Annotated in this window: 16 protein-coding genes; 7 read left to right on the top strand and 9 right to left on the bottom strand. The window is 46.3% G+C overall.

Annotated features, from left to right (window positions below; all coding sequences use genetic code 11):
- On the bottom strand, positions 1–679 hold a 679-nt coding region (locus A3GW_RS0106330), incomplete at its 3' end, for an ABC transporter ATP-binding protein (RefSeq protein ID WP_018368459.1).
- Positions 680–956: 277 nt separating this feature from the next.
- Here A3GW_RS0106330 and A3GW_RS0106325 point away from each other — a divergent pair.
- The 5 genes from A3GW_RS0106325 (at position 957) to mutY (ending at position 9,021) form a co-directional block, all read left to right on the top strand.
- A complete protein-coding gene (locus tag A3GW_RS0106325; RefSeq protein ID WP_026216632.1) occupies positions 957–2,564 on the top strand; it encodes a glycoside hydrolase family 13 protein in 1,608 nt (535 codons plus the stop codon).
- A gap of 68 nt (positions 2,565–2,632) precedes the next feature.
- On the top strand, positions 2,633–3,649 hold the full coding sequence (locus tag A3GW_RS0106320; protein WP_026216631.1) for a LacI family DNA-binding transcriptional regulator: 1,017 nt from the start codon (positions 2,633–2,635) through the stop codon (positions 3,647–3,649).
- A 309-nt stretch (positions 3,650–3,958) separates the two neighbouring features.
- Positions 3,959–5,470, top strand: coding sequence for a 4-alpha-glucanotransferase (gene malQ, locus A3GW_RS0106315; RefSeq protein ID WP_026216630.1), 1,512 nt, complete (start codon positions 3,959–3,961; stop codon positions 5,468–5,470).
- Positions 5,463–7,721, top strand: a complete 2,259-nt coding sequence (gene glgP, locus A3GW_RS0106310) for a glycogen/starch/alpha-glucan family phosphorylase (protein WP_018368455.1) — start codon at positions 5,463–5,465, stop codon at positions 7,719–7,721. The genes malQ and glgP overlap by 8 nt, the downstream gene beginning before the upstream one ends.
- Before the next feature lie 148 nt (positions 7,722–7,869).
- Complete coding sequence (gene mutY, locus A3GW_RS0106305; protein ID WP_018368454.1) at positions 7,870–9,021, top strand: A/G-specific adenine glycosylase; 1,152 nt, start codon at positions 7,870–7,872, stop codon at positions 9,019–9,021.
- A gap of 25 nt (positions 9,022–9,046) precedes the next feature.
- Here the strand turns inward: mutY and trxA are convergent, their stop codons facing one another.
- From trxA to A3GW_RS0106270, 7 genes are all read right to left on the bottom strand, one after another.
- Complete coding sequence (gene trxA / locus A3GW_RS0106300; protein WP_018368453.1) at positions 9,047–9,361, bottom strand: thioredoxin; 315 nt, start codon at positions 9,359–9,361, stop codon at positions 9,047–9,049.
- 312 nt (positions 9,362–9,673) lie between these two features.
- Positions 9,674–12,004 (bottom strand): endonuclease MutS2, encoded by a 2,331-nt coding sequence (locus A3GW_RS0106295; RefSeq protein ID WP_018368452.1) that lies wholly within the window; start codon positions 12,002–12,004, stop codon positions 9,674–9,676.
- Between the two features lie 528 nt (positions 12,005–12,532).
- Positions 12,533–13,276 (bottom strand): ABC transporter permease, encoded by a 744-nt coding sequence (locus tag A3GW_RS0106290; protein ID WP_018368451.1) that lies wholly within the window; start codon positions 13,274–13,276, stop codon positions 12,533–12,535.
- Positions 13,269–14,093: an ABC transporter ATP-binding protein gene (locus A3GW_RS0106285; RefSeq protein ID WP_026216628.1), complete on the bottom strand. Its 825-nt coding sequence runs from the start codon at positions 14,091–14,093 to the stop codon at positions 13,269–13,271. Before A3GW_RS0106285 ends, A3GW_RS0106290 begins: the two co-directional genes overlap by 8 nt.
- Before the next feature lie 228 nt (positions 14,094–14,321).
- On the bottom strand, positions 14,322–16,106 hold the full coding sequence (locus A3GW_RS0106280) for an ABC transporter ATP-binding protein (protein ID WP_018368449.1): 1,785 nt from the start codon (positions 16,104–16,106) through the stop codon (positions 14,322–14,324).
- A 1-nt stretch (position 16,107) separates the two neighbouring features.
- Entirely contained in the window at positions 16,108–17,814 is a 1,707-nt protein-coding gene (locus tag A3GW_RS0106275) for an ABC transporter ATP-binding protein (protein WP_018368448.1), read from the bottom strand.
- On the bottom strand, positions 17,807–18,256 hold the full coding sequence (locus A3GW_RS0106270; RefSeq protein WP_018368447.1) for a MarR family winged helix-turn-helix transcriptional regulator: 450 nt from the start codon (positions 18,254–18,256) through the stop codon (positions 17,807–17,809). The genes A3GW_RS0106275 and A3GW_RS0106270 overlap by 8 nt, the downstream gene beginning before the upstream one ends.
- A 180-nt stretch (positions 18,257–18,436) precedes the next feature.
- Between A3GW_RS0106270 and A3GW_RS0106265 the strand changes: the two genes are divergently transcribed.
- On the top strand, positions 18,437–19,453 hold the full coding sequence (locus tag A3GW_RS0106265) for an NAD(P)H-dependent glycerol-3-phosphate dehydrogenase (protein ID WP_018368446.1): 1,017 nt from the start codon (positions 18,437–18,439) through the stop codon (positions 19,451–19,453).
- A gap of 385 nt (positions 19,454–19,838) precedes the next feature.
- Entirely contained in the window at positions 19,839–20,744 is a 906-nt protein-coding gene (galU, locus tag A3GW_RS0106260) for a UTP--glucose-1-phosphate uridylyltransferase GalU (RefSeq protein ID WP_018368445.1), read from the top strand.
- Positions 20,745–21,248: 504 nt separating this feature from the next.
- Here galU and A3GW_RS12255 read toward each other — a convergent pair.
- Positions 21,249–21,437, bottom strand: a complete 189-nt coding sequence (locus tag A3GW_RS12255) for an LPXTG cell wall anchor domain-containing protein (RefSeq protein WP_018368444.1) — start codon at positions 21,435–21,437, stop codon at positions 21,249–21,251.
- Between the last annotated feature and the right edge of the window lie 381 nt (positions 21,438–21,818).

The raw sequence follows: 21,818 nt of genomic DNA, 5'->3' as shown, positions 1-21,818 counted from the left end.
CTTGCTCAATACGTCCGATAGTCCCCGTTCCTGCCTCGTTCTTAGTCGCTGACATGATAACGATACGGTCTGCCAGAGTCATGGCCTCGGTCTGGTCGTGAGTCACGTAGATGGTTGTTGCTCCAATACGGCGGTGAATCTTAGCAATCTCCGCACGCATGGACACACGAAGTTTGGCATCCAAGTTTGANAGAGGCTCATCCATCAAGAATACTTTGGCATCACGGACAATCGCACGGCCCATCGCCACACGTTGGCGTTGACCACCAGAGAGGTCAGCTGGTTTACGTTGGAGGAAGTCAGTCAGAGCTAGAATCTCAGCTGCTTCACGCACTCGACGGTCGATATCAGCCTTGTCGTATTTGCGCAACTTGAGCCCGAAAGCCATGTTGTCATAGACCGTCATGTGTGGATAGAGCGCATAGTTCTGGAAAACCATGGCGATGTCGCGGTCTTTTGGCTCGATGTCATTCATCAATTCATCATCGATGTAGAACTCACCCTCAGTGATGTCCTCAAGTCCTGCAATCATGCGAAGAGTGGTCGACTTACCACAACCTGATGGTCCAACAAAGACGATGAACTCCTTGTCCTTGATGTCCAAATCAAAGTCCTCAACAGAGTAGAAGTCACTGTTTGGGTACTTCTTGTAAAGGCTGTTCAGTTTTAATGTTGTCATGTCATTCCTTCTTTCTTCTTTTTATCTAAATTGTTGCGGTAACGGAGCATTACAGTATTAAACAGATAATGATACCTCTATTATGCAACCGCTTGCTCAAAATGTCAAGTAGTTTTTTGAAAAAATTAAAAAAATTTAGTTCCGAATTGACCCTTACGACTCTTCTTTGTCACTTAGGAACTAACTTTTTCACGCAACCGTTTGCTTAGTTGGCAAAAAAAAGTTATAATGGCATCAAATCATAATTTAAAGGAGACCTTTCATGGCAGAAAATCTTATGACTGAACGCTGGTGGCACCGTGCCACTGTTTATCAGATCTATCCCAAGAGCTTTATGGACAGTAATGGTGATGGTATCGGTGACTTACCGGGTATCATTAGTAAGTTAGATTACCTAAAAGAGCTTGGAATCACCGCCATTTGGCTCTCACCTGTTTACCAAAGTCCCATGGACGATAATGGGTATGATATCTCTGACTACGAAGCCATTGCAGCAGAATTTGGTAGTATGGCGGACATGGAAGAACTTTTTTCTGAAGCCAAAAAACGTGGTATTCGCATTATTATGGATTTGGTGGTCAACCATACCTCCGATAAGCACGCTTGGTTTGTAACAGCCCGTCAGCAACCAGATAGTCCTGAGTACGACTTTTACATCTGGGCAAATGAGCCAAATGAACTGAGTTCAGTTTTTGGCGGTTCTGCGTGGGCTTATGACGAGCAAACTCAAGCCTACTACCTCCACTTCTTCAGTCGTAAGCAACCTGACCTCAATTGGGAAAACCCCGTATTGCGCCAGAAGATTTACCAGATGATGCAGTTTTGGGTTGACAAGGGCATTTCAGGTTTTCGGATGGACGTCATCGACATGATTGGCAAAGTCCCTGACCAACTCATTGGCAACAACGGTCCCAAGCTCCATGACTATTTGCAGGAAATGCACCAAGACTGCCTGACCGACCCAGACTTACTGACAGTAGGAGAAACCTGGGGCGCCAATCCTGAACGGGCGAAACTCTACTCTGCACCAAACCGCAAGGAGCTGTCCATGGTCTTCCAGTTTGAACACATCGGTCTCCAGCACGAAGCAGATAAAGACAAGTGGCATTATACCAAACTTGATGTCCCTAAACTAAAAACCGTTCTGTCACGTTGGCAAACCGAGTTGCCTGTCGGACAGGGATGGAACTCGCTTTTTTGGAACAATCATGACCTACCACGTATCCTCTCTATCTGGGGAGATACGGGCACTTACCGTGAAAAATCAGCTAAAGCCTTTGCTATCTTGCTTCATCTGATGCGGGGAACGCCTTACATCTATCAGGGGGAAGAGATTGGAATGACGAATTTCCCATTCACAACTGTTGACCAGCTCAACGACATCGAAAGCCTCAACTACCTGACAGAAGCTAGACAGGCTGGCCAGTCAGATGACGTTACCCTTGACCAGATTCGCATGATTGGTCGTGACAATGCCCGCACGCCAATGCAGTGGACAGCTGGGCCCCAGGCTGGATTCACCACAGGGCAGCCCTGGCTACCTGTCAACCCTAACCACCAGACCATCAACGTCGCTCAGGCACTGGCGGATAAGCAGTCGATCTTCTACACCTACCAACAGCTGCTTCGCTTGCGCCTAGAGGCTGACTGGCTGATTTACGGCGATTACAACCTCCTCGATACGCCTGATCAAGTCTTCGCCTATACTCGTCAATGGCAGAGCAGTACCTATCTTGTGGTCGTTAACCTCTCTGATCAGGTTCAGCACCTCTCGCTACCTGCTGGCATCGATAAGCTTATTATCGCCAACACTGTTCTCCCTAAAGACCTCGACCAAATAAAACTGGAGGCTTGGGACGCATTCTGCTTGAAACTAATCTCTTAATAGCTGAACCAAATGGTTGCATTACTCCTCTCAAATAAGGTAAAATAAGCATCAGGAGGTTCATGATTATGGTAACAATTAAGGATGTGGCAAAGAGGGCTGGTGTAAATGCTTCGACAGTCAGCCGAGTCTTGAAAGACAGCTCTGCTATTTCTCAACTAACAAAAGAACGTGTGCGCCAAGCGATGGACGATTTGGGGTATGTGCCCAATCGGGCCGCCCAGATGCTGGCAAGCGGACTGACTCAGTGTGTGGGGGTTGTTTTGCCACCGTTGACCACCCCTGATCGGGTTAGCGAACCCTTTTTCATGGAAATTTTGACGGCAATAAACGATCAAGCCAAACAACAGGGCTTTACGGTATCGATTGCCACCAGTAATTCCGTTGAAGATTTAGCTGAACAGGTGAAACTGATGTACCGCCAAAAAAGAGCTGATGGGTTTTTAATCCTGTACTCCGAAAAAGATGACCCTGTTCAATATTATTTAAGCAGCCATAACATTCCATTTGTGGTCATCGGAACACCTGTCGAGGCAGATCCAAACTTAATTTCGATTGACAATGACAACCAATTGATGGGGGAAGAAGCTGTTAAACACCTTCAACGCAAAGGGCACAAAAAACTATTATTTGTCACAGATGATTTAACGAGCCGTGTCTGTCTTGACCGTTACCGAGGCTACCAGCAAGCTATTGAGCAACTCGATTTGCCAGTTCAACCCATCTTGCTCTTTGACCGGAAAGATCCAGCAACCTTAGATTTGCTCATTGAAACGATACAGAGAGAAAAAATCACAGGCCTCATTGTCATCGGTGATTTGCTCTCTATCCGAGTCATCCAGTTTCTATCCTTCTATGGTTTGCGTGTCCCGGATGATCTTTCCTTAATTTCCTTCAATAACTCGATTTTTTCAAAAATGCTTCATCCCTACTTGACAACGTTTGACATCAATGTTGCCCAACTCGGACAAACAAGTCTTATCCGCTTGTTAGATATTATCGAAGACCGACAACAGCCATCAACAGAAGTCATTGTCCCCTTTAATCTAAAGGAAAGGGAAAGTGTTCGAGACCTGTATCGCTAACGTCTTGTCCCTGAAACAAGAGATAAAACGTTTCTGCTACCACTGCGGCTGATGTGCTGACTCAACCAATCCGCCGCATAAGCAGAGTGAGAAAAATAAGCACATAAAATCCGGTTTGAGGCAGGCGAGGCGAGTAAGTGATGCTGCCTCAACCAGTTAAACGAGCTATAAAAGAAGTCACCGTTGTCACTCATCGGTGATTTCTTTTGGTAACAATCGCTAATTTTTCTTAAGATTTTTAAGAAAAGACTTGACTTACGCAATCGGTTGCGTTAGACTAGACTTATCACAACTAAAGGAGAACTTATGATGGACAAACGTGCAAGTGGTGTTTTAATGCACATTACTTCTTTGCCTAGTCCTTACGGTGTGGGAACCTTCGGGCAGGCTGCTTATGATTTTGTGGACTTCCTTGTAGAGACCAAGCAGACCTATTGGCAGATTTTACCTCTGACCACGACAAGCTACGGTGACTCCCCTTATCAGTCCTTTTCAGCCATCGCTGGGAACACGCACCTGATTGATCTTGACCTGTTGGCAGCTGAGGGCTGGTTGGAAAAAGCTGATTATGCTGATGCTCACTTTGGCGATAATCCTTCTCGGGTTGATTATGCGCAAATTTTTGAAGCTCGTCGTCCGATTCTAGAAAAAGCTGTGCAAGCCTTTCTAGCAGATGACAAGGCCAAAGCCGCCTATCATGCCTTTCTAGAAGAACAGGCGTCTTGGTTGCCTGACTATGCAGAGTTTATGGCTCTGAAAGAGCATTTTGGCAATCGTGCCTTGCAAGATTGGGAGGATAGCTCTGCTATTTTACGGGAAGAAAGCAGTCTGAACCGCTATCGTGAAGAGCTGGCAAATGTTATCGCCTACCATCAGGCGACGCAGTATTTCTTTTTCAGCCAGTGGGCCAAGCTAAAGGCTTATGCTAATGAACACCACATTAGCATCATCGGGGATATGCCGATTTATGTATCTGCGGATAGCGTAGAGGTTTGGACACAACCAGAATTGTTTAAGTTGGACGAAGCACGCCGTCCCCTCTTTCTAGCAGGTTGCCCAGCCGACGACTTCAGCGCAGATGGTCAGCTCTGGGGCAATCCGATTTACGACTGGGCTGTGCATGAACAGACAGGATTTGCTTGGTGGATTTACCGCATTCGTGAGAGCTTTAAGCTCTATGATTATTTACGGATTGATCATTTCAAAGGTTTCTCAGACTATTGGGAAATCGATGGAGATGGTGAAACCGCCAATGATGGCAAGTGGCAGCCTGGTCCTAACTACGCCCTCTTTGCAGCCGTGAAAGAAGCACTGGGAGAGGATTTACCAATCATTGCGGAAGACTTGGGTTACATCGACGACCGAGCTAAGAAACTCCTCGCAGACTGTGGTTTCCCAGGCATGAAAATCCTGCAATTTGGCTTTTTCGACACAACTGGGCAAAGCATAGACAGCCCACATCGTTGCATTGCGCATAGCCTTGCTTATACAGGTACTCATGACAACGAAGTGGTCAACGGCTGGTATGACAACCTATCTCAAGAGCAAAAAGACTATGTTAACAGCTACATCAACCGTCGCGATGAGGAGAACATCAGTCGCGCCATGCTTCGTACGCTGTTTGCGACCGTTAGCAATACAGCCATTGCCAGCATGCAAGATATTCTCGATCTACCGGCTGATAGCAGAATGAACTTGCCGTCAACCGTCGGCGGTAACTGGGAATGGCGGATGTTGCCAGACGAGCTAACCCCTGAACACAAAGAGTTTTTGAAAAAGATCACACTATTGTATCAACGAGGTAATGAACAGAATGACTAATTTTACAAGCTATATCAAGAACAAGACTGCACAAGAACTACAACAATTGTCTGACAAGGACATCTATACTCACTTGCTCAACTATGTCAAAGACATGAGCAAGGAGTTGCCAAAAAATGATGGCAAACGTAAGGTTTACTACATTTCAGCTGAATTTCTCATCGGAAAACTCCTATCCAATAACCTGATTAACCTTGGTATCTATGACAGTATCAAGGCTGAACTAGAAGCTGCAGGCAAATCCATCAGCACCATCGAAGACATTGAGCCAGAACCATCGCTTGGTAACGGTGGCTTGGGCCGGTTAGCCTCTTGCTTTATCGATTCTATCTCAACGCTTGGCATCAATGGTGAAGGTGTTGGTCTCAACTACCACTGCGGGCTCTTCCAACAAGTCTTTAAGGATAATCAACAAGATGCACAACCAAACTTCTGGATTGAGGATGACAGCTGGTTAATCCCAACCGATATCAGCTATGAGGTGCCATTTGCTAACTTTACCTTGACATCAACCCTCAAACGCATGGCTGTTCTGGGCTATAAAAAAGAGACCAAGAATTACCTCAATCTCTTTGACATTAAACAAGTTGACACTGACCTCATCACTGATGGCATCAGCTTTGACAAGACAGCTATCCAAAAGAACCTAACGCTCTTTCTCTATCCTGATGACTCTGATAAAAATGGAGAACTGCTCCGCATTTACCAGCAATATTTCATGGTATCAAATGCTGCCCAACTCTTGATTGACGAGGCGATTGAGCGCGGTTCAAATCTGCACGATTTGCCAGACTACGCTTACGTACAAATCAACGACACGCACCCATCCTTGGTGATTCCAGAGCTGATTCGTCTCTTGACGGACAAGCATGGCTTTGACATGGACGAGGCAATTACTGTCGTGTCACAAATGGTCGGCTACACCAACCACACCATCTTGGCAGAAGCCTTGGAAAAATGGCCACTGAGCTTCCTAGATGAGGTTGTGCCACACTTGGTGCCAATCATCAAGGGACTTGATACACGTGTCAAAGCTAAGTACGCTGATCCAGCCGTCGCTATCATCGACGAGACCGACCGTGTTCACATGGCACACATGGATATTCACTACTCAACTTCTGTCAACGGTGTTGCAGCGCTCCATACAGAGATTCTCAAAGCAAGTGAACTCAAGGCTTTCTACGACCTTTATCCTGAGAAATTCAACAACAAGACCAACGGCATCACCTTCCGTCGCTGGTTAGAGTTTGCCAACCAACCTTTGGCTGCTTACATCAAAGAACTGATTGGTGATGGGTACTTGACCGATGCCACAGCCTTGGAAAAATTAGTGACTTTCGCTGATGATGCTACGGTTCAAGAGCGTTTAGCAGACATCAAATTCCAAAACAAGTTGGCACTTAAAGCCTACCTCAAAGCCAACAAGGGCATCGACTTAGACGAACACTCCATCATCGATACGCAAATCAAACGATTCCATGAATACAAGCGCCAACAGATGAATGCCCTCTACGTGATTCATAAATACTTGGACATCAAGGCTGGCAACCGTCCTGCGCGCAAACTGACGGTCATCTTCGGTGGTAAGGCTGCGCCTGCCTACACTATTGCTCAAGATATTATCCACCTGATTCTCTGCTTGTCTGAGTTGATTAACAATGACCCTGAGGTCAGCCCTTACCTCAACGTCCATCTGGTAGAGAACTACAACGTCTCTGTAGCTGAAAAACTGATTCCTGCTACCGACATCTCAGAGCAAATTTCTCTGGCATCTAAAGAAGCGTCTGGTACAGGCAACATGAAGTTCATGCTCAACGGTGCCCTAACACTAGGTACCATGGACGGGGCTAATGTTGAAATTGCAGAGCTGGCTGGTCAGGACAACATCTACACCTTTGGTCAAGACAGTGATACCATCATTGACCTCTATGATAAGGCTGGCTATGTGTCACGTGACTACTACGTTGACGAGGCTATTCAACCGCTGGTTGACTTTATCGTCAGCGATGAGTTGATGGCTCTGGGTAGCCCAGATCGCCTCAACCGCCTCTACCAAGAACTGCTGAACAAAGACTGGTTCATGACCTTGATTGACCTGAAGGACTATATTGCCACCAAAGAGCAAGTTCTAGCTGACTACGAAGACCAAGCAGCTTGGAACAAGAAAGTCATCCACAACATCGCCAAAGCAGGATTCTTCTCATCTGACCGTACCATCCAACAATACTATGATGAGATTTGGTCACGGTAGTTAAGAGAATGTCGTGTTTCTCTAGCTTACACATAGTAATCCCCTAACATCATCTGATGTCAGGGGATTTTATTACCGACAAATTTGAGCTTTTCCAGTTCAACTGATCTTATTTACCTGAGTGAATAATTTATGGTACAATAAACCTATGTTAAATTTGAACGATTACGGCATCCAGATGTGGGACGAAGACAAGATTGCCGCCTTTCGTCGCACTCTGCTTGCTTGGTACGACCGTGAAAAACGTGACCTCCCCTGGCGTCGAACAACAGATCCCTACAAGATTTGGGTATCTGAAATCATGCTTCAGCAGACCCAAGTCGTGACGGTTATCCCCTACTACGAGCGCTTCTTGGACTGGTTTCCTACCATCGCTGATTTGGCTGCAGCACCAGAAGATAAGCTGCTCAAAGCTTGGGAAGGGCTTGGCTACTACTCGCGCGTGCGAAATATGCAGGCAGCAGCACAGCAAGTCATGACTGACTTTGGTGGGCAATTTCCCAACACCCACGAGAGCATCAGCTCTCTCAAGGGCATCGGTCCCTATACCGCTGGCGCTATTTCAAGCATTGCCTTTGGTCTGCCTGAGCCTGCTGTAGATGGCAACGTCATGCGGGTACTAGCCAGACTCTTTGAAGTTGACTATGACATCGGCGATCCAAAAAATCGCAAGATCTTTCAAGCCCTGATGGAAATCCTCATCGACCCTGACCGTCCCGGTGATTTCAATCAAGCCTTTATGGACTTGGGAACTGACATCGAGCATGCTAAAACCCCGCGACCTGACGAGAGCCCCATCCGAGCCTTCAATGCTGCCTACCTCAACGGCACCTACGACCGCTACCCCATCAAGGCACCCAAGAAAAAGCCTATCCCTCTGCACCTAACCGCCTTTGTTATCAGAGATGGTAAGGGGCGCTATCTCCTCGAAAAGAATACTGACAGCGGCTTGCTTTCAGGTTTCTGGTCTTTTCCGCTCTTGTCGGCTAAGCCAATAGCAGAGCAGTTAGACCTTTTTACTCAGTCCACATCATCTCAACTGATGACCCAACCTGACCTGACCAGCTTTGAGCAAGATTACGGTTTGACCCCTGTCTGGTGCGAGCAGACCTTCCCAGCAGTTACCCATGTCTTTAGCCACCGCAAATGGCATGTAACCTTGGTCGCAGGACAGGTCAGCTCTGCCATGTCCCCTAAAAATAAAGAAACCGCCTGGGTGCACCCAGATGATTTTGAGACTTACCCTTTTGCCACACCGCAGAAAAAACTGTGGACGGCCTATCAACACGAAAAAAACTGACCTCAATGGGTCAGTTTTTCTGCTATTAGCTCAACTCAGCAACGATAGCCTTAATCTGTTCTTTAGTGTGAACACCAGCGACTTGTTTAACCACCTGACCGTCTTTTTTGAACAAGAGGGTCGGGATACTCATAATGCCAAATTTTTGAGCAGTTGCAGGGTTTTGGTCAACATCGATTTTAACGATTTTCAACTCATCTTCTGACAATTCTTCAGATAGTTGATCAAGAATCGGTGCTTGCATCAAACAAGGACCGCACCAAGTCGCCCAAAAATCAACCAAAACTAGACCCTTGCTAGTTTCTGCTTCAAACGTTGCATCTGTCACAATATGTGCCATAAAAATAGCCTCCTTACGATTTATGAGACCATTATACCGTAAAAAAAGTATTTTGGCTAAAATTTACTACGAAGAAGTTGGCTCATCAAACAATCTCAAGAATAGATGCTCCTGTCTTGCTTTTTCTGTATTAGTCCCCTGTAGTGCTGGCAGCACTCACTATCATAAACGTCCGACAAAAACTGTAACATAAGGAATAAGCATACACTATCAGATTGGCTGCGGTTTCCCAACGACCAGAGCAATCTTGACGAATCTCCGATGATCTCAACGCTAAAAAGAACTTCCAAAACCAAGTGGAAGTTCTCTTTTTTAGCCCAAGACCACAATCGTACAGCCACTGCCTCCAGCATTTTGCGGGGCATAGCCGAAGCTCTTGACATGCTTATTGCGACGGAGATACTTGGTAACTGCTTCACGAATGACCCCTGTCCCAATACCGTGGACGATGTCCACCTGCGCCATGTTATTGAGTAGCGCTTGATCGATAAATTCGTCCAGTTCCAGCATGGCCTCTTCATAACGTTTTCCGCGCAGGTCTAGGCGGGCTGAAGGGTTGCGCCCAGAGACTTTCTTGGTGACGGTGACTGGTTTTTTCTTAGGCTGCTCCGTGTTATCCGCTCGAACAAGATTGAACTCGTCTTCCTTGAGGGTCATCTTAATCAGCCCGATTTGAGCCTCCCAGCGACCGTCCTTGAGCTGGCTAATCAACGTCCCTCGTTGCCCATAAGCCCGAACGATGATGTCATCACCGACCCGTGCTGCCCGCGCCTTCTTAGCCTTCTTGAGCACCTTGTTCTTAGAGAGATCGACAGGCGGCGCTAGCTTCTTGAGTTGCCCCTTAGCCTCGATGACCTCATGAGGCTTGAGTTGGCTTTTCTCGTGGAGGTTTTTGAGAATGCTGTCGCTTTCTGCCAGAGCAAGGTCAACCATCTCACGCACCTCAGCCTGTGCTTTTTCCAGCTCCTTGTCTCTGGCATGAGAAAATTCATTATAGAGCTTCTTAACAGCACGGTTGAATTTGAGATTCTCCTGTTCCACCTCGCGGATATGGTCGAGACGACGACGGGTTTCTAGCGTTTGCCGTTCCAGTTCTTCAATGATGCGGTTCACATCACTATCCGTATCTGTCATACCTTGAGCCTCAGCAACGATGACCTCAGCTAGTCCCAAACGTCTGGCAATATCAAAGGCGTTTGATCGCCCAGGTACTCCTTGGAGAAACTTATAGGTCGGGCTAAGGGTATTGATGTCAAATTCCATGCTGGCATTTTCCACAAAGGCTGTCTCAATGCCGTAGGCTTTCAGTTCTGGATAGTGGGTGGTGGCCATGGTTTTCACTTGTGATAGCCTCAAGTGTTCTAGGATGGCCATGGCCAAACTAGCCCCCTCCTGAGGGTCAGTTCCAGCTCCCAACTCGTCAAAGAGGACCAGGCTGTCTGCGTCAGCTTTTTCCAATACCGACACGATGGTCGTCATGTGGCTAGAGAAGGTTGAAAGGCTCTGCTCAATCGACTGCTCGTCACCAATATCTGCGAAAATCTGAGTAAAGACCGCGACCCGACTGCCCTCATCTGCTAAAATCGGCAAGCCTGACTGGGCCATGAGTTGGGCAAGGCCTAAGGTCTTGAGCATGATGGTCTTACCACCAGTGTTTGGTCCTGTGATGACGATAGCGGTCAGGCTGTCCTCAAAATGGAGGTCGTTGCCGACAGGATTGGTCAAAAGAGGATGGCGCACCCCCAGCAGGCGGATGGTCTTATCCCCAGACAGCTTGGGAATGCTGGCTTTTTTGTCCATCATGTAGAGGTACTTGGCACGAATCAGATCCAGCTGACCAATGACCCAAGCATTATTGCGCAGGGCTCTGGTTTGAGGACGTACCATGTCTGATAGTTGATGCAAAATCCGTGCCAATTCATGACGTTCATCTACCCGCAACTGAGTCAGGGTCTCGTTGAGCTCAACGACTGCCCGTGGCTCGATATAGACCGTGTTACCCGATGATGAGATGTCATGAACGACACCGGCCACGCGATTGCGGTAGCTATTTTTGACAGGGAGTACCGAGCGGCCATTACGGCTGGCAATCAGCTGTTCGCTTAGCATGTCGCCTTGCTTCTTGAGCACATCTTGTAAGACCTGACGAATCTTGGCTTCATTGTCCGTCAGTTGACGGCGAATACTGGTCAATTCTGGGCTAGCAAAGCTCTCAATAAATCCCGCATCATTGATGGCCTGTAGGCTCCCTTGTAGATTAGGAAATTGTTCCAACTTGTCAAAGAGATCGGCTAGGGCAGTCAGATCAACATTATCCAAATCCGCATAGAACCTTCCCAATTCTGCAGTTATCTGTAAAATACGTTTGATTTGAATAAATTCATCAACATTCAGGTCACCATCTAGTTCCAACCGACGTAGACTGTTGGAGACATCCCTGGCTGACCCAGTTGCAAACTGGTGTTGCTGAACAAATAGTTGCGCCATATCAGCTAACTCGACAAAGCGCTGTTCAATCTTTTCTCGCTTGGTCAAAGGGGCAAGCTCTTGCAAGAGGTCATGCCCTTGCTCCGTCTGCAAATAAGGCTCAAAACCCGCCTTGACTTTATCAAATTCTAACTGGTCTAAAATCTTGTTATTCATGTTTACCATTATATCATACTTGTCTATGAGTTTGACCTATTTGACGGAAATGTCTTAGCTAAGAGGAATCTTGTCGCCCATTTTTCTCAGTCTATAAATCTTTTGTTTATCTTCTCAACTCAATGTCATAAGAAAAGCACCCTAAAGTTAGATTTTTTCTGTCTAACTTTAGGGTGCGGTTTATTGTCAGTGGGTTCTAACTTATTGAAAGACTATCCTTTCAATAAGTAGGCACCAATAAATCCAACGATAACACCTGAAGCAAGTAGAACCATATAAACTCCTTCCTAAGATTAATTATTCAATTACAACATATGGCATCAATAAATTATTTGCAATACAAATAGATACCAATAGCAACGCCAATAATAAATACGCCCATAAACTTCTCTCCTTTCCTCTAGAGTTATAACTTTTTTAATTAAATTCTTTATCTCCTCATTGGAAATAAAGGATCCAACCAATACCTACAAGCATGATATACATCGTAATCTCCTTCCTACTTTATTAATACCAAGCAACTAGTTCCTAGACAACTTTGAATATCTTTTTTAACTGAACTACTTGCCTTGAAACAGATAGCTTTTCCTTAGTCCCAATCCGTCTTAACACAAGATAAGACAGGAGTGATAATCCTAAAACCCAAATCACTAAACTCATCATAGAATACCTGTCTAGATTAATTGTGAGGTCTCGAGACAAGTCTGAAAAAGCTCCAAAAAATGTATGAGACAACACTCTATCGATTTTTTGGCTAGCTTGAGCCAAAATAGGTCCAAGCGATAGGAATAACATGACAGGCATGCTATTAATCTGAGCCTGAGTTTGGGTCTCCGATAAAAAACCAATAATCACATTGATCAGAACTACAGCTAATGCAGTCAACAAGCTGATAACAAGATAAGACATCACGTGAGCACCAAGTTGGACCTTGGATAAGATAGGCAATAACATAATATTAATTGCTGTCAATAACATGGGATAAAACAGTACCGATAAGAGGTATTCTCCTTGGCCAACACCACTCAAAAGGAGAGTTGATAGATTCCTTTTTTCTTTCTCTTCCGCAATCATACTCGATACCGTTGTCCCACTTGACATTGACAAGCCCAAGGGTAGGGTCATAAATAATACCTGAATACCTTCAGCTTTCAAGACAAAACGGTAAAGTGCTAGTAGCAAATAAGGAAACAAAAATTGAATTAATAGATTTTTATTCGTTATCAAAATCTGTGTCCGTAGCCAGATAAGGGCTAATAGTCGTCTAATCATGAAGTTGTTCTCCTGTCAATGCGATAAAAATGTCTGCCAAATTTGGTTCACAAGAATGAACCGAAAAAGCGGTCTCTAAGTCACTAGGTTGTACATCGGAAAAAGTCAATAGCCGTTCATTGCCGCCATTATCAATAATTTTTAATTGCTTTGTTGTGGTGTATCTCCGAATTAATTCATCTGGACGACCCGATTCAACCAACTGCCCACGATGGAGTAGAGCGATTCTATTGCATAAAAGACTTGCCTCTGCCATGTCATGTGTGGTTAGAAAGATGGTTGTACCTTGCTCCCTTAACTCTTCTAATAACTTATGGATTTTCATTGAAGTCGCAGGATCTAAACCACTAGTAGGCTCATCCAAAAAAAGAAGTCGTGGTCTGTTAATTAAGGCTCTAGCCAAAAATAGCCGTTGCTTCATACCAGTAGATAAGCGTTCAGCCACCGTGTGCCGACTATCGTAAAGTCCAACCTGCTGGAGTAGGTCATCAACCCTCTCCTTTCCAACACCATAAAACTTAGCATAGGCCTGCATATTCTTATAAAGCGTCAGTTTTTCAAAAAAACCACTCTGATCACTCACAATGCCTAAGGCTTCAAAGTCGGCTGGTTCCAGTTCCCTAGAAGATTTTCCTAACAAATAACTCTCACCACTGTCAGAAAACAACTGGTTGGTCAAAATCCTAATCAAAGTTGTCTTCCCCGAACCAGATGGTCCAAGAAAACCAAAAATTGTTCCTTCTTCTACTGTAAAACTAATCTGCGATAGAGCTACGTTCTCACCAAATGCCTTGGACACTTTAGAGACTTTAATCATATCTGTCATCTCTTTTCTCCTTTGAAGTGTTCTAATAACTTATTCGTAACTGATTGGAAAAAATCAACTTTTATTTTTAACATTTTGTTGATTGCTAACTTGAATAACTGCCATCAATATACCTACTAGTCCTTGAACAAACTATCTTACTTAAATATTCGTTAAAAATCTGTATTCATGTTCAATTTTTTCAGACAAAAAACTCCCGCCAAGCGAGAGTTTTTTGTCTTATTCAAACACAAACTGGTTGTGGTAGAGTTCGGCATAAAAGCCATTTTGTCTGAGAAGCTCACGGTGGTTGCCACGCTCCAGCACCTCACCGTCCTTGAGGACGATGATTTCGTCTGCTTTCAAGATGGTCTTGAGACGGTGGGCGATGACAAAGCTGGTCCGCCCTGCTACCACTGCCTCCATGGCCTGCTGAATCTTGCTCTCAGTCACCGTATCGACGTTTGAGGTTGCTTCATCAAGGATGAGTACCTGTGGATCGGTCAAGAGGGTCCGTGCGATAGAAATCAGCTGCTTCTGACCTGTCGAGAAGACATTTTCATCATCGGTCACGTAAGTCTCATAGCCATCTGGCAGGCTCATGATAAAGTCATGGATATGGGTGGCACGCGCAGCGGTCTCCACCATCTCCTGACTGACACCTTCTGCCCCAAAGCGGATATTGTCTGCGATGGTGCCTGAGAAGAGCACCGACTCCTGCAAGACGATACCGACCTTGCTGCGGAGGCTATCCAAGTCATAGTCTCGGATATCACGCCCATCAAAGCGAATGCTGCCACTATCCACATCGTAGAAACGGTTCATGAGGTTCATGATGGTGGTCTTGCCAGAGCCTGTCGGTCCAACGACCGCTACCATCTTGCCCTTAGGCGCAGAGATAGACACCCCTTTGAGGACAGGCTTGTCTGGCACATAGCCAAAGTTGATATTGTCGATCTCGACACCTTGGCTCAATTCGGTAAATAGCGGCGCTTTATCAGGACGGACTTCCTCTTTTTGGTCAAACATCTCCTGAATCCGATGAGCTCCTGTAAAGGCCAGCTGCAACTCCGCCCAGCTGGAAGCAATCTGCATCATAGGCTGGTAGTACTGCTGCGAATACTGGACAAAGGTCACCACCAAGCCCAGCGCTGCTGCCGTAGTCAAGCTCGTATCGTCCAAGACTATCGAAGAGCCGATGAAAATCACGATCGCCGTATTGACCAAACTCATGCCATTCATGACAGGAAAGAGCAAACCACCAAAAAGACGTCCTTTGAAGGTGGTGCGACGCACCTCTTCATTCAAGGTCAAGAAGCCGTCGATGGTCTCTTGCTGAATGCCTTGGACGATGATGGCCTTTTGCCCTGAAATCTTCTCGTCCATATAGGCATTGAGCTTGCTGACAGCCGCCTGCTGGAGATTGCTGTACTTGCGGGCTAGGCGAATGATGACAACCAGAAAGAGCAGAGCCACAGGCGTTGACGCCACCGTCAACCAAGCCAAGCGTGTATCTTGGCGGAACATCATCCAGACCATCCCCACATAGAGGGCAGCGTTGGACACCACTTGGGTCAAGGACTGGTTAAAGGCATTCTGGATATTGTCCAAATCACTGGTAAAGCGAGATAGAATATCCCCGTCCTTGTGGGTATCGAAAAATTGAATGGTCAAGCGTTCTAACTTGCCAAACAGCCCCTTTCGCATGCGGTTGGTCGAGTGAGCCACGATGCGGGTAAAGAGCAGGCTGTAGACCAAATTGGCCACAACGGTGAAGAGATAGGCTTGAAAGAGCCGGCCCATGACCCCGTTAAAGGTTCCCATATCGGGACTAAAATTAGCAACACCTGTCTGCTTAGCGACCATGTATTGTTGCGCCAACTCCCCCAGAGCACCTAGTGCCTCTCCGATAAGGACAGGCGTTTTGACCTGCAAGTAGGTCGCCAGCACCACTGCCGCAAAAATCACTGCAAAGGAAAGTTTATAGCGTTTGAAATAAAACCAGAAAAAACGTGCTGTCTTCATCTTAGTCCTCCTGTCCTTTCTGCGTCTCGTAGATCTCACGGTAAACAGCATTTGATTGCACCAATTCAGCGTGGGTTCCTTGACCAATCAAGCGCCCCTCATCCAGCACCAAAATCTTGTCCGCTCGAACCACAGAAGAAATCTTCTGGGCGATGATGACTGTGGTCGTGCCTTTGAGGTCGTGGTTAAGAGCTTCCTGCACCAGCTTTTCAGACTTGGCGTCAAGAGCTGATGTCGAGTCATCCAAGACCAAGATTTTCGGCTGACCGATCACCCCACGAGCGATGGACATGCGTTGTTTTTGCCCGCCTGAGAAATTGTTGCCCCGCTCTTCGACTTGGCTTTCATAGCGGTCATCCATGCGGTCGATAAATTCCTTGGCTTGGGCAATGCTAGCCGCACGGTTCAGAGCGTCCAGGTCAGCACCCATCTTTCCTTGCCGCAGGTTGTCTGCGATAGTGCCTGAAAAGAGAATCGCCTTTTGCAGAACAATCGACACCGTCTCTCTCAAGGTATTTTGGCTAAGCGTCTTGATGTCCTTACCACCGATGAAGATTGTCCCCTCCTGCGGGTCAAAAAGACGTGGAATCATCTGAGCTAGAGTAGACTTACCAGCTCCAGTCGCTCCAACCACCCCGACCATTTGCCCTGCTTCAATGGTAAAGGAAATATCCTTGAGCATGGGTTCGGTATCATGCGGGTAGGTAAAGCTCACCTTGTCAAAGACGATGCTGCCCGTCACGTCCTCATTTGGTCCGTCCACAAAGGTCATAGCAGGCTCTGTATCGAGTACCTCACCAATCCGCTTGATAGAAATGGCTGCCCGACTAGCCTGCATGCCCATAAAGCTCGCCATAATGATGGAGAACATGATTTGCATGAGGTAACTCATGAAAGAAGCAATTCCACCGACTGCTTCAGGCTCGGTCTCTACCATCCCCGATACCAGATAAATAGACGCAAAAACCGCCATATAAGAAATAAACATTAATAGGGGTTGCATCACTGAGAAACCATACCCGATGAAGAGGTTTAGCCCCAAAAGCTCATTAGAGGTTTCTTTGAATTTGGTGTATTGGTTCTTTTCCTGGACAAAGGATTTGACCACCCGAGCGCCACGCAGATTTTCCTTAGCGATTCGGTTAATCGTATCCATCAAGGACTGAAATTTCCCAAAGCGAGGCGCCATTTGGCTCATCACGACGGCCATAATCGCACCAATCAAGACAATCATCACGATGATCATCCACCAGAGGTCTGGCATGGTTCTAACCGCCATGATAAAAGCACCAATGAAGAGCAAGGGCACCCGCATAAGAATTGTAAACAGCATCATGACCAAGTTCTGGATTTGGCTGATGTCATTGGTTAGACGAACGACCAAATTCCCTGCGTTAAAGGTCTCGATGTTGGCATAGGAAAAGCTCTGAATCTTACGAAAAGCTTCCTCTCGAATGTCCGCAGACACGCCTTGAGCGATTTTAGACGCCAGAGCCGTGTTGATAGCCCCTGCTAAGAGCCCAATCCCTGCAATCGTTAGAAGCCAAACACCGACTTCTGATATTTTTTCTTGGTCATTCATCAAGACAGCCTCTAAGACATCTTGCAAATAGCTGGGTTGCAAGAGACTGCTGATAACCACGGTGGACACCATAAGCACAGAACCTAGGGCATACCATTTGTAGCGTAAAATAGCACGTTTAAGCATCTTTTCCTCCTGTATAAGCGGTGATATTTTCTGTCAACTGATGGAGCACCTGATGAATGACAGCAAAGTCTTGGCTGGAAATTCCTTTGAAAATCGACTGCTGCATTTCCTCATGAAAAGTGGTCAGGGGCTGGATTTTTTCGCGTCCCAAGTCGGTCAACAGCACCTGCTTGTAGCGCCGATCAGACACCGACGGTACAATCTCGATAAAGCCATTTTTGACCATGCGCTTGACGAGATTACTAGCCACAGATTTGGAAATCTTCAGCTCCTGCTCGATGTCTTTGACAAAAATTTCCTGCTTGTCCCTGCGACTGAGAAACATGAGCACATGTCCCTGTGGACCAGCCAAATGCTCGATGCCGTTTTCCCTCGCCATCTCCTCACAGATGGTCTCTAGCCTATGCAAAATCAGACGGATATCTGATAGTGGATGTCCCATATCACCCTCCATTAGTTTTCATAGAAACTATTTTAGTTCTTATGGGGACTATTGTCAAGAAAAAAATCTTAGTTTCTTGTAATTTTCAAGATATTTTCACAAAAATAACAGATACAGTAGGTGATAGGAAAAGTATTAAACTTATGATATAATGGAAAAAATAGCTTTTTAGGAGGTCGTATGGACAAGCAAACCATCGCCGTCTTAGGACCGGGTTCATGGGGAACTGCCCTGGCTCAGGTGCTCAACGACAACGGTCACACCGTCCGTCTCTGGGGCAATATCCCTGCTCAGATTGACGAGATTAACACCCAGCATACCAATAGCCATTATTTCAAGGACATTGTACTGGATGAGAACATTGTCGCCTACACTGACTTGACAGCAGCTTTGGCAGATGTTGATGCAGTGCTCTTTGTTGTGCCAACCAAAGTTACGCGTTTGGTTGCCAAACAAGTCGCAGACGTTCTTGATCATAAGGTTATCGTTATGCACGCTTCAAAAGGCCTTGAGCCTGGCACTCACGAGCGCCTATCCACTATCTTGGAGGAAGAAATCCCAGATACCCTTCGCAGTGAAATTGTCGTCGTCTCAGGACCTAGCCATGCTGAAGAAACCATCGTTCGGGACATCACCCTCATCACCGCTGCATCTAAAGACTTGACTGCTGCCAAGTATGCGCAAGAGCTCTTTAGCAACCACTACTTCCGCCTCTACACCAATACGGATGTCATCGGTGTTGAGACAGCTGGTGCCCTCAAGAACATCATCGCTGTTGGTGCTGGCGTTCTTCATGGTCTCGGTTTTGGGGACAATGCTAAAGCCGCTATTATTACACGGGGTCTGGCAGAAATTACCCGTCTCGGTGTCAAGTTGGGGGCAAATCCCCTGACCTACAGCGGTTTATCAGGAGTAGGAGACTTGATTGTCACAGGAACATCCGTCCATTCCCGTAACTGGCGAGCAGGTGATGCGCTGGGTCGCGGTGAAAAACTCGCTGACATCGAAGCCAATATGGGCATGGTTATCGAAGGCTTATCAACAACAAAGGTCGCCTACGAAATTGCTCAAGAACTCGGTGTCTATATGCCCATCACTACTGCTATTTATCAGGCCATCTACGAGAATGCCCCAATCAAGGAAACAGTCCTAAACATGATGTCAAACGAGTTTCGTTCCGAGGACGAGTGGGCTTGACACTCCTCGTTAGTCCTCACCTCAGACAGAATCTGGACAAATGTTCCAGTCCCTCTGGTTTAGTGACGCAGTGCTTGGGAGCAGACTTGTGATTTGTTTTGTCAGCACTAGAGTTGCCCCTGGACAACTCATTAAGCAATGTAACGCCATAAGCCACTACTGATTGTTTCGAGCTTCATGACGCTTGACGGCTTGACATCATCAGTTGCGATGAGATTATTTGATAGGTTAATTTAAGCAGTTAATAGCCCTCGCAGCTGCAACCTCAAACAATTGGCTTTTAACTATTTGAATTCCGCCCAAGTGGGCTAACTCTTCATCGATCTCTCATAAATTTACCGATTGAGCCCAACTTTCATTTTCAAAAACAAAAAGGAGAACCATCATGAAAAAAGTCAGAAAGGCTGTTATCCCAGCCGCTGGTCTAGGAACGCGCTTCCTCCCTGCGACCAAAGCGCTTGCCAAGGAAATGTTGCCCATCGTGGACAAGCCAACCATCCAGTTCATCGTTGAAGAGGCCTTAAAATCAGGTATCGAAGACATCCTAGTGGTGACTGGTAAGTCCAAGCGCTCTATCGAGGATCACTTCGACTCAAACTTTGAGCTAGAGTATAACCTCAAAGAAAAAGGCAAGCATGACTTACTTAAATTGGTAGACGAGACGACAGGTATTCGCCTGCACTTTATCCGTCAGAGCCACCCACGCGGTCTTGGAGATGCGGTCTTGCAAGCCAAAGCCTTTGTTGGTAACGAACCTTTTGTGGTCATGCTAGGGGATGACCTCATGGACATTACTAACGAGACTGCTCTGCCATTGACCAAGCAGTTAATCAACGACTATGAGAATACCCATGCTTCAACCATCGCCGTCATGCAGGTACCGCATGAAGAGGTGTCAGCTTATGGCGTCATCGCCCCTCATGGCGAGAGTGTTCACGGTCTTTACAGCGTTGATACCTTTGTCGAGAAGCCAAAGCCTGAAGAGGCCCCATCTGATTTGGCCATCATCGGTCGGTACCTCTTGACCCCAGAGATTTTTGACCTACTAGAAAAACAAGAACCCGGGGCTGGTGGCGAAGTGCAACTAACAGATGCTATCGATGCCTTAAACAAGACTCAGCGGGTCTTTGCTCGTGTCTTTACGGGCAAACGGTATGACGTCGGTGACAAGTTTGGTTTTATGACGACCTCTATCGACTACGCTCTTAAACACCCTCAAGTTAAAAATCAGCTCAAAGACTATATCATCAAACTCGGTAAAGAGCTAGCTGGTGACAGCAGTGCTGAGTAAACGAGAAAAAGTTTAACCTCAGCTGCCAAAATGAAACGAAATAAAACACTCCTATTGACACCTAGTACACTAGAAACAAGGAGTGTTTTTTTTTATGGTCAAACAATAGTCTTTAACAGATGATAAACCGTTATGGACTGACCAGTTAATTCTCTAGTAACCGCGCCATAACAGCCTGATCAAAGACATCAAGCATAATCACTTTAGTTATCAAAAAATGCTAATTTCAAGAGGCGATCTACTTCGCTTTGAATAGTAAAACGGTCTGGGAAGAGACCATTTTAGCTTGTTTCCTAAAAATTTAAAACAAACAAAAAGAGAAGACCACTATGGTCCTCTCCTGTTGTTCATAATAAGTCACCNTTACAGTTGACAAAGAGNNGCAAAAAGCAANGGATTTGATGCCGTTGCTTTTTTGTTTGAGTCAGNTAGACTGTTGCCCTAGACTCAGNAGTCTATGGTTCTTCATCAGCTAATACAGGACAAAGAAACTCAAGCTATCATCTAGCGACGATGACGTTTAAGCCCATAGCCTACTGCTGCTAGAACTACCGTACCAAGAACAATNAACAAACCACCATTTGCTTCTCCTGTGCTAGGTAGAGTCACTCGACGACGAGAAGAACCACCTTTAGGGGTAACATTAGTTGTTGTCACTCCTCCTGATCCTCCTGATGTTGATACAGTGGTCATGGTTGTACTCTCCGTAGTGGTCGTTGTAGACTCGGTCGTACTTGCAGTTGTACCCTCCGTAGTGGTCGTTGTAGACTCAGTGGTACTTGGAGTTGTGCTCTCCGTAGTGGTCGTTGTAGACTCGGTCGTNCTCTCCGTAGTGGTCGTTGTAGACTCGGTCGTGCTTGCAGTTGTACTTGCCGTCGTGGTCGTTGTAGACTCGGTCGTGCTTGGAGTTGTACTTGCCGTCGTAGTCGTTGTAGACTCGGTCGTGCTTGGAGTTGTGCTTGCCGTAGTAGTCGTTGTAGACTCGGTCATGCTTGGAGTTGTACTTGCCGTAGTGGTCGTTGTAGACTCGGTCGTGCTTGGAGTTGTACTTGCCGTCGTAGTCGTTGTAGACTC

This window comes from Streptococcus entericus DSM 14446, assembly GCF_000380025.1.
Taxonomy (GTDB): domain Bacteria; phylum Bacillota; class Bacilli; order Lactobacillales; family Streptococcaceae; genus Streptococcus; species Streptococcus entericus.
Note: the sequence above shows the minus strand (reverse complement) of the source record. Positions and strands in the feature narration are given on the sequence as shown.

What these genes read in the sequence shown, in the direction of transcription:
- A3GW_RS0106285 (WP_026216628.1), bottom strand. Translation starts at nt 14,093, where the DNA reads ATGATTAAAGTCTCTAAAGTGTCCAAGGCATTTGGTGAGAACGTAGCT.
- A3GW_RS0106275 (WP_018368448.1), bottom strand. Translation starts at nt 17,814, where the DNA reads ATGCTTAAACGTGCTATTTTACGCTACAAATGGTATGCCCTAGGTTCT.
- malQ (WP_026216630.1), top strand. Translation starts at nt 3,959, where the DNA reads ATGGACAAACGTGCAAGTGGTGTTTTAATGCACATTACTTCTTTGCCT.
- A3GW_RS0106280 (WP_018368449.1), bottom strand. Translation starts at nt 16,106, where the DNA reads ATGAAGACAGCACGTTTTTTCTGGTTTTATTTCAAACGCTATAAACTT.
- glgP (WP_018368455.1), top strand. Translation starts at nt 5,463, where the DNA reads ATGACTAATTTTACAAGCTATATCAAGAACAAGACTGCACAAGAACTA.
- A3GW_RS0106320 (WP_026216631.1), top strand. Translation starts at nt 2,633, where the DNA reads ATGGTAACAATTAAGGATGTGGCAAAGAGGGCTGGTGTAAATGCTTCG.
- A3GW_RS0106270 (WP_018368447.1), bottom strand. Translation starts at nt 18,256, where the DNA reads ATGGGACATCCACTATCAGATATCCGTCTGATTTTGCATAGGCTAGAG.
- A3GW_RS0106265 (WP_018368446.1), top strand. Translation starts at nt 18,437, where the DNA reads ATGGACAAGCAAACCATCGCCGTCTTAGGACCGGGTTCATGGGGAACT.
- mutY (WP_018368454.1), top strand. Translation starts at nt 7,870, where the DNA reads ATGTTAAATTTGAACGATTACGGCATCCAGATGTGGGACGAAGACAAG.
- A3GW_RS0106325 (WP_026216632.1), top strand. Translation starts at nt 957, where the DNA reads ATGACTGAACGCTGGTGGCACCGTGCCACTGTTTATCAGATCTATCCC.
- A3GW_RS0106290 (WP_018368451.1), bottom strand. Translation starts at nt 13,276, where the DNA reads ATGATTAGACGACTATTAGCCCTTATCTGGCTACGGACACAGATTTTG.
- trxA (WP_018368453.1), bottom strand. Translation starts at nt 9,361, where the DNA reads ATGGCACATATTGTGACAGATGCAACGTTTGAAGCAGAAACTAGCAAG.
- A3GW_RS0106295 (WP_018368452.1), bottom strand. Translation starts at nt 12,004, where the DNA reads ATGAATAACAAGATTTTAGACCAGTTAGAATTTGATAAAGTCAAGGCG.
- galU (WP_018368445.1), top strand. Translation starts at nt 19,839, where the DNA reads ATGAAAAAAGTCAGAAAGGCTGTTATCCCAGCCGCTGGTCTAGGAACG.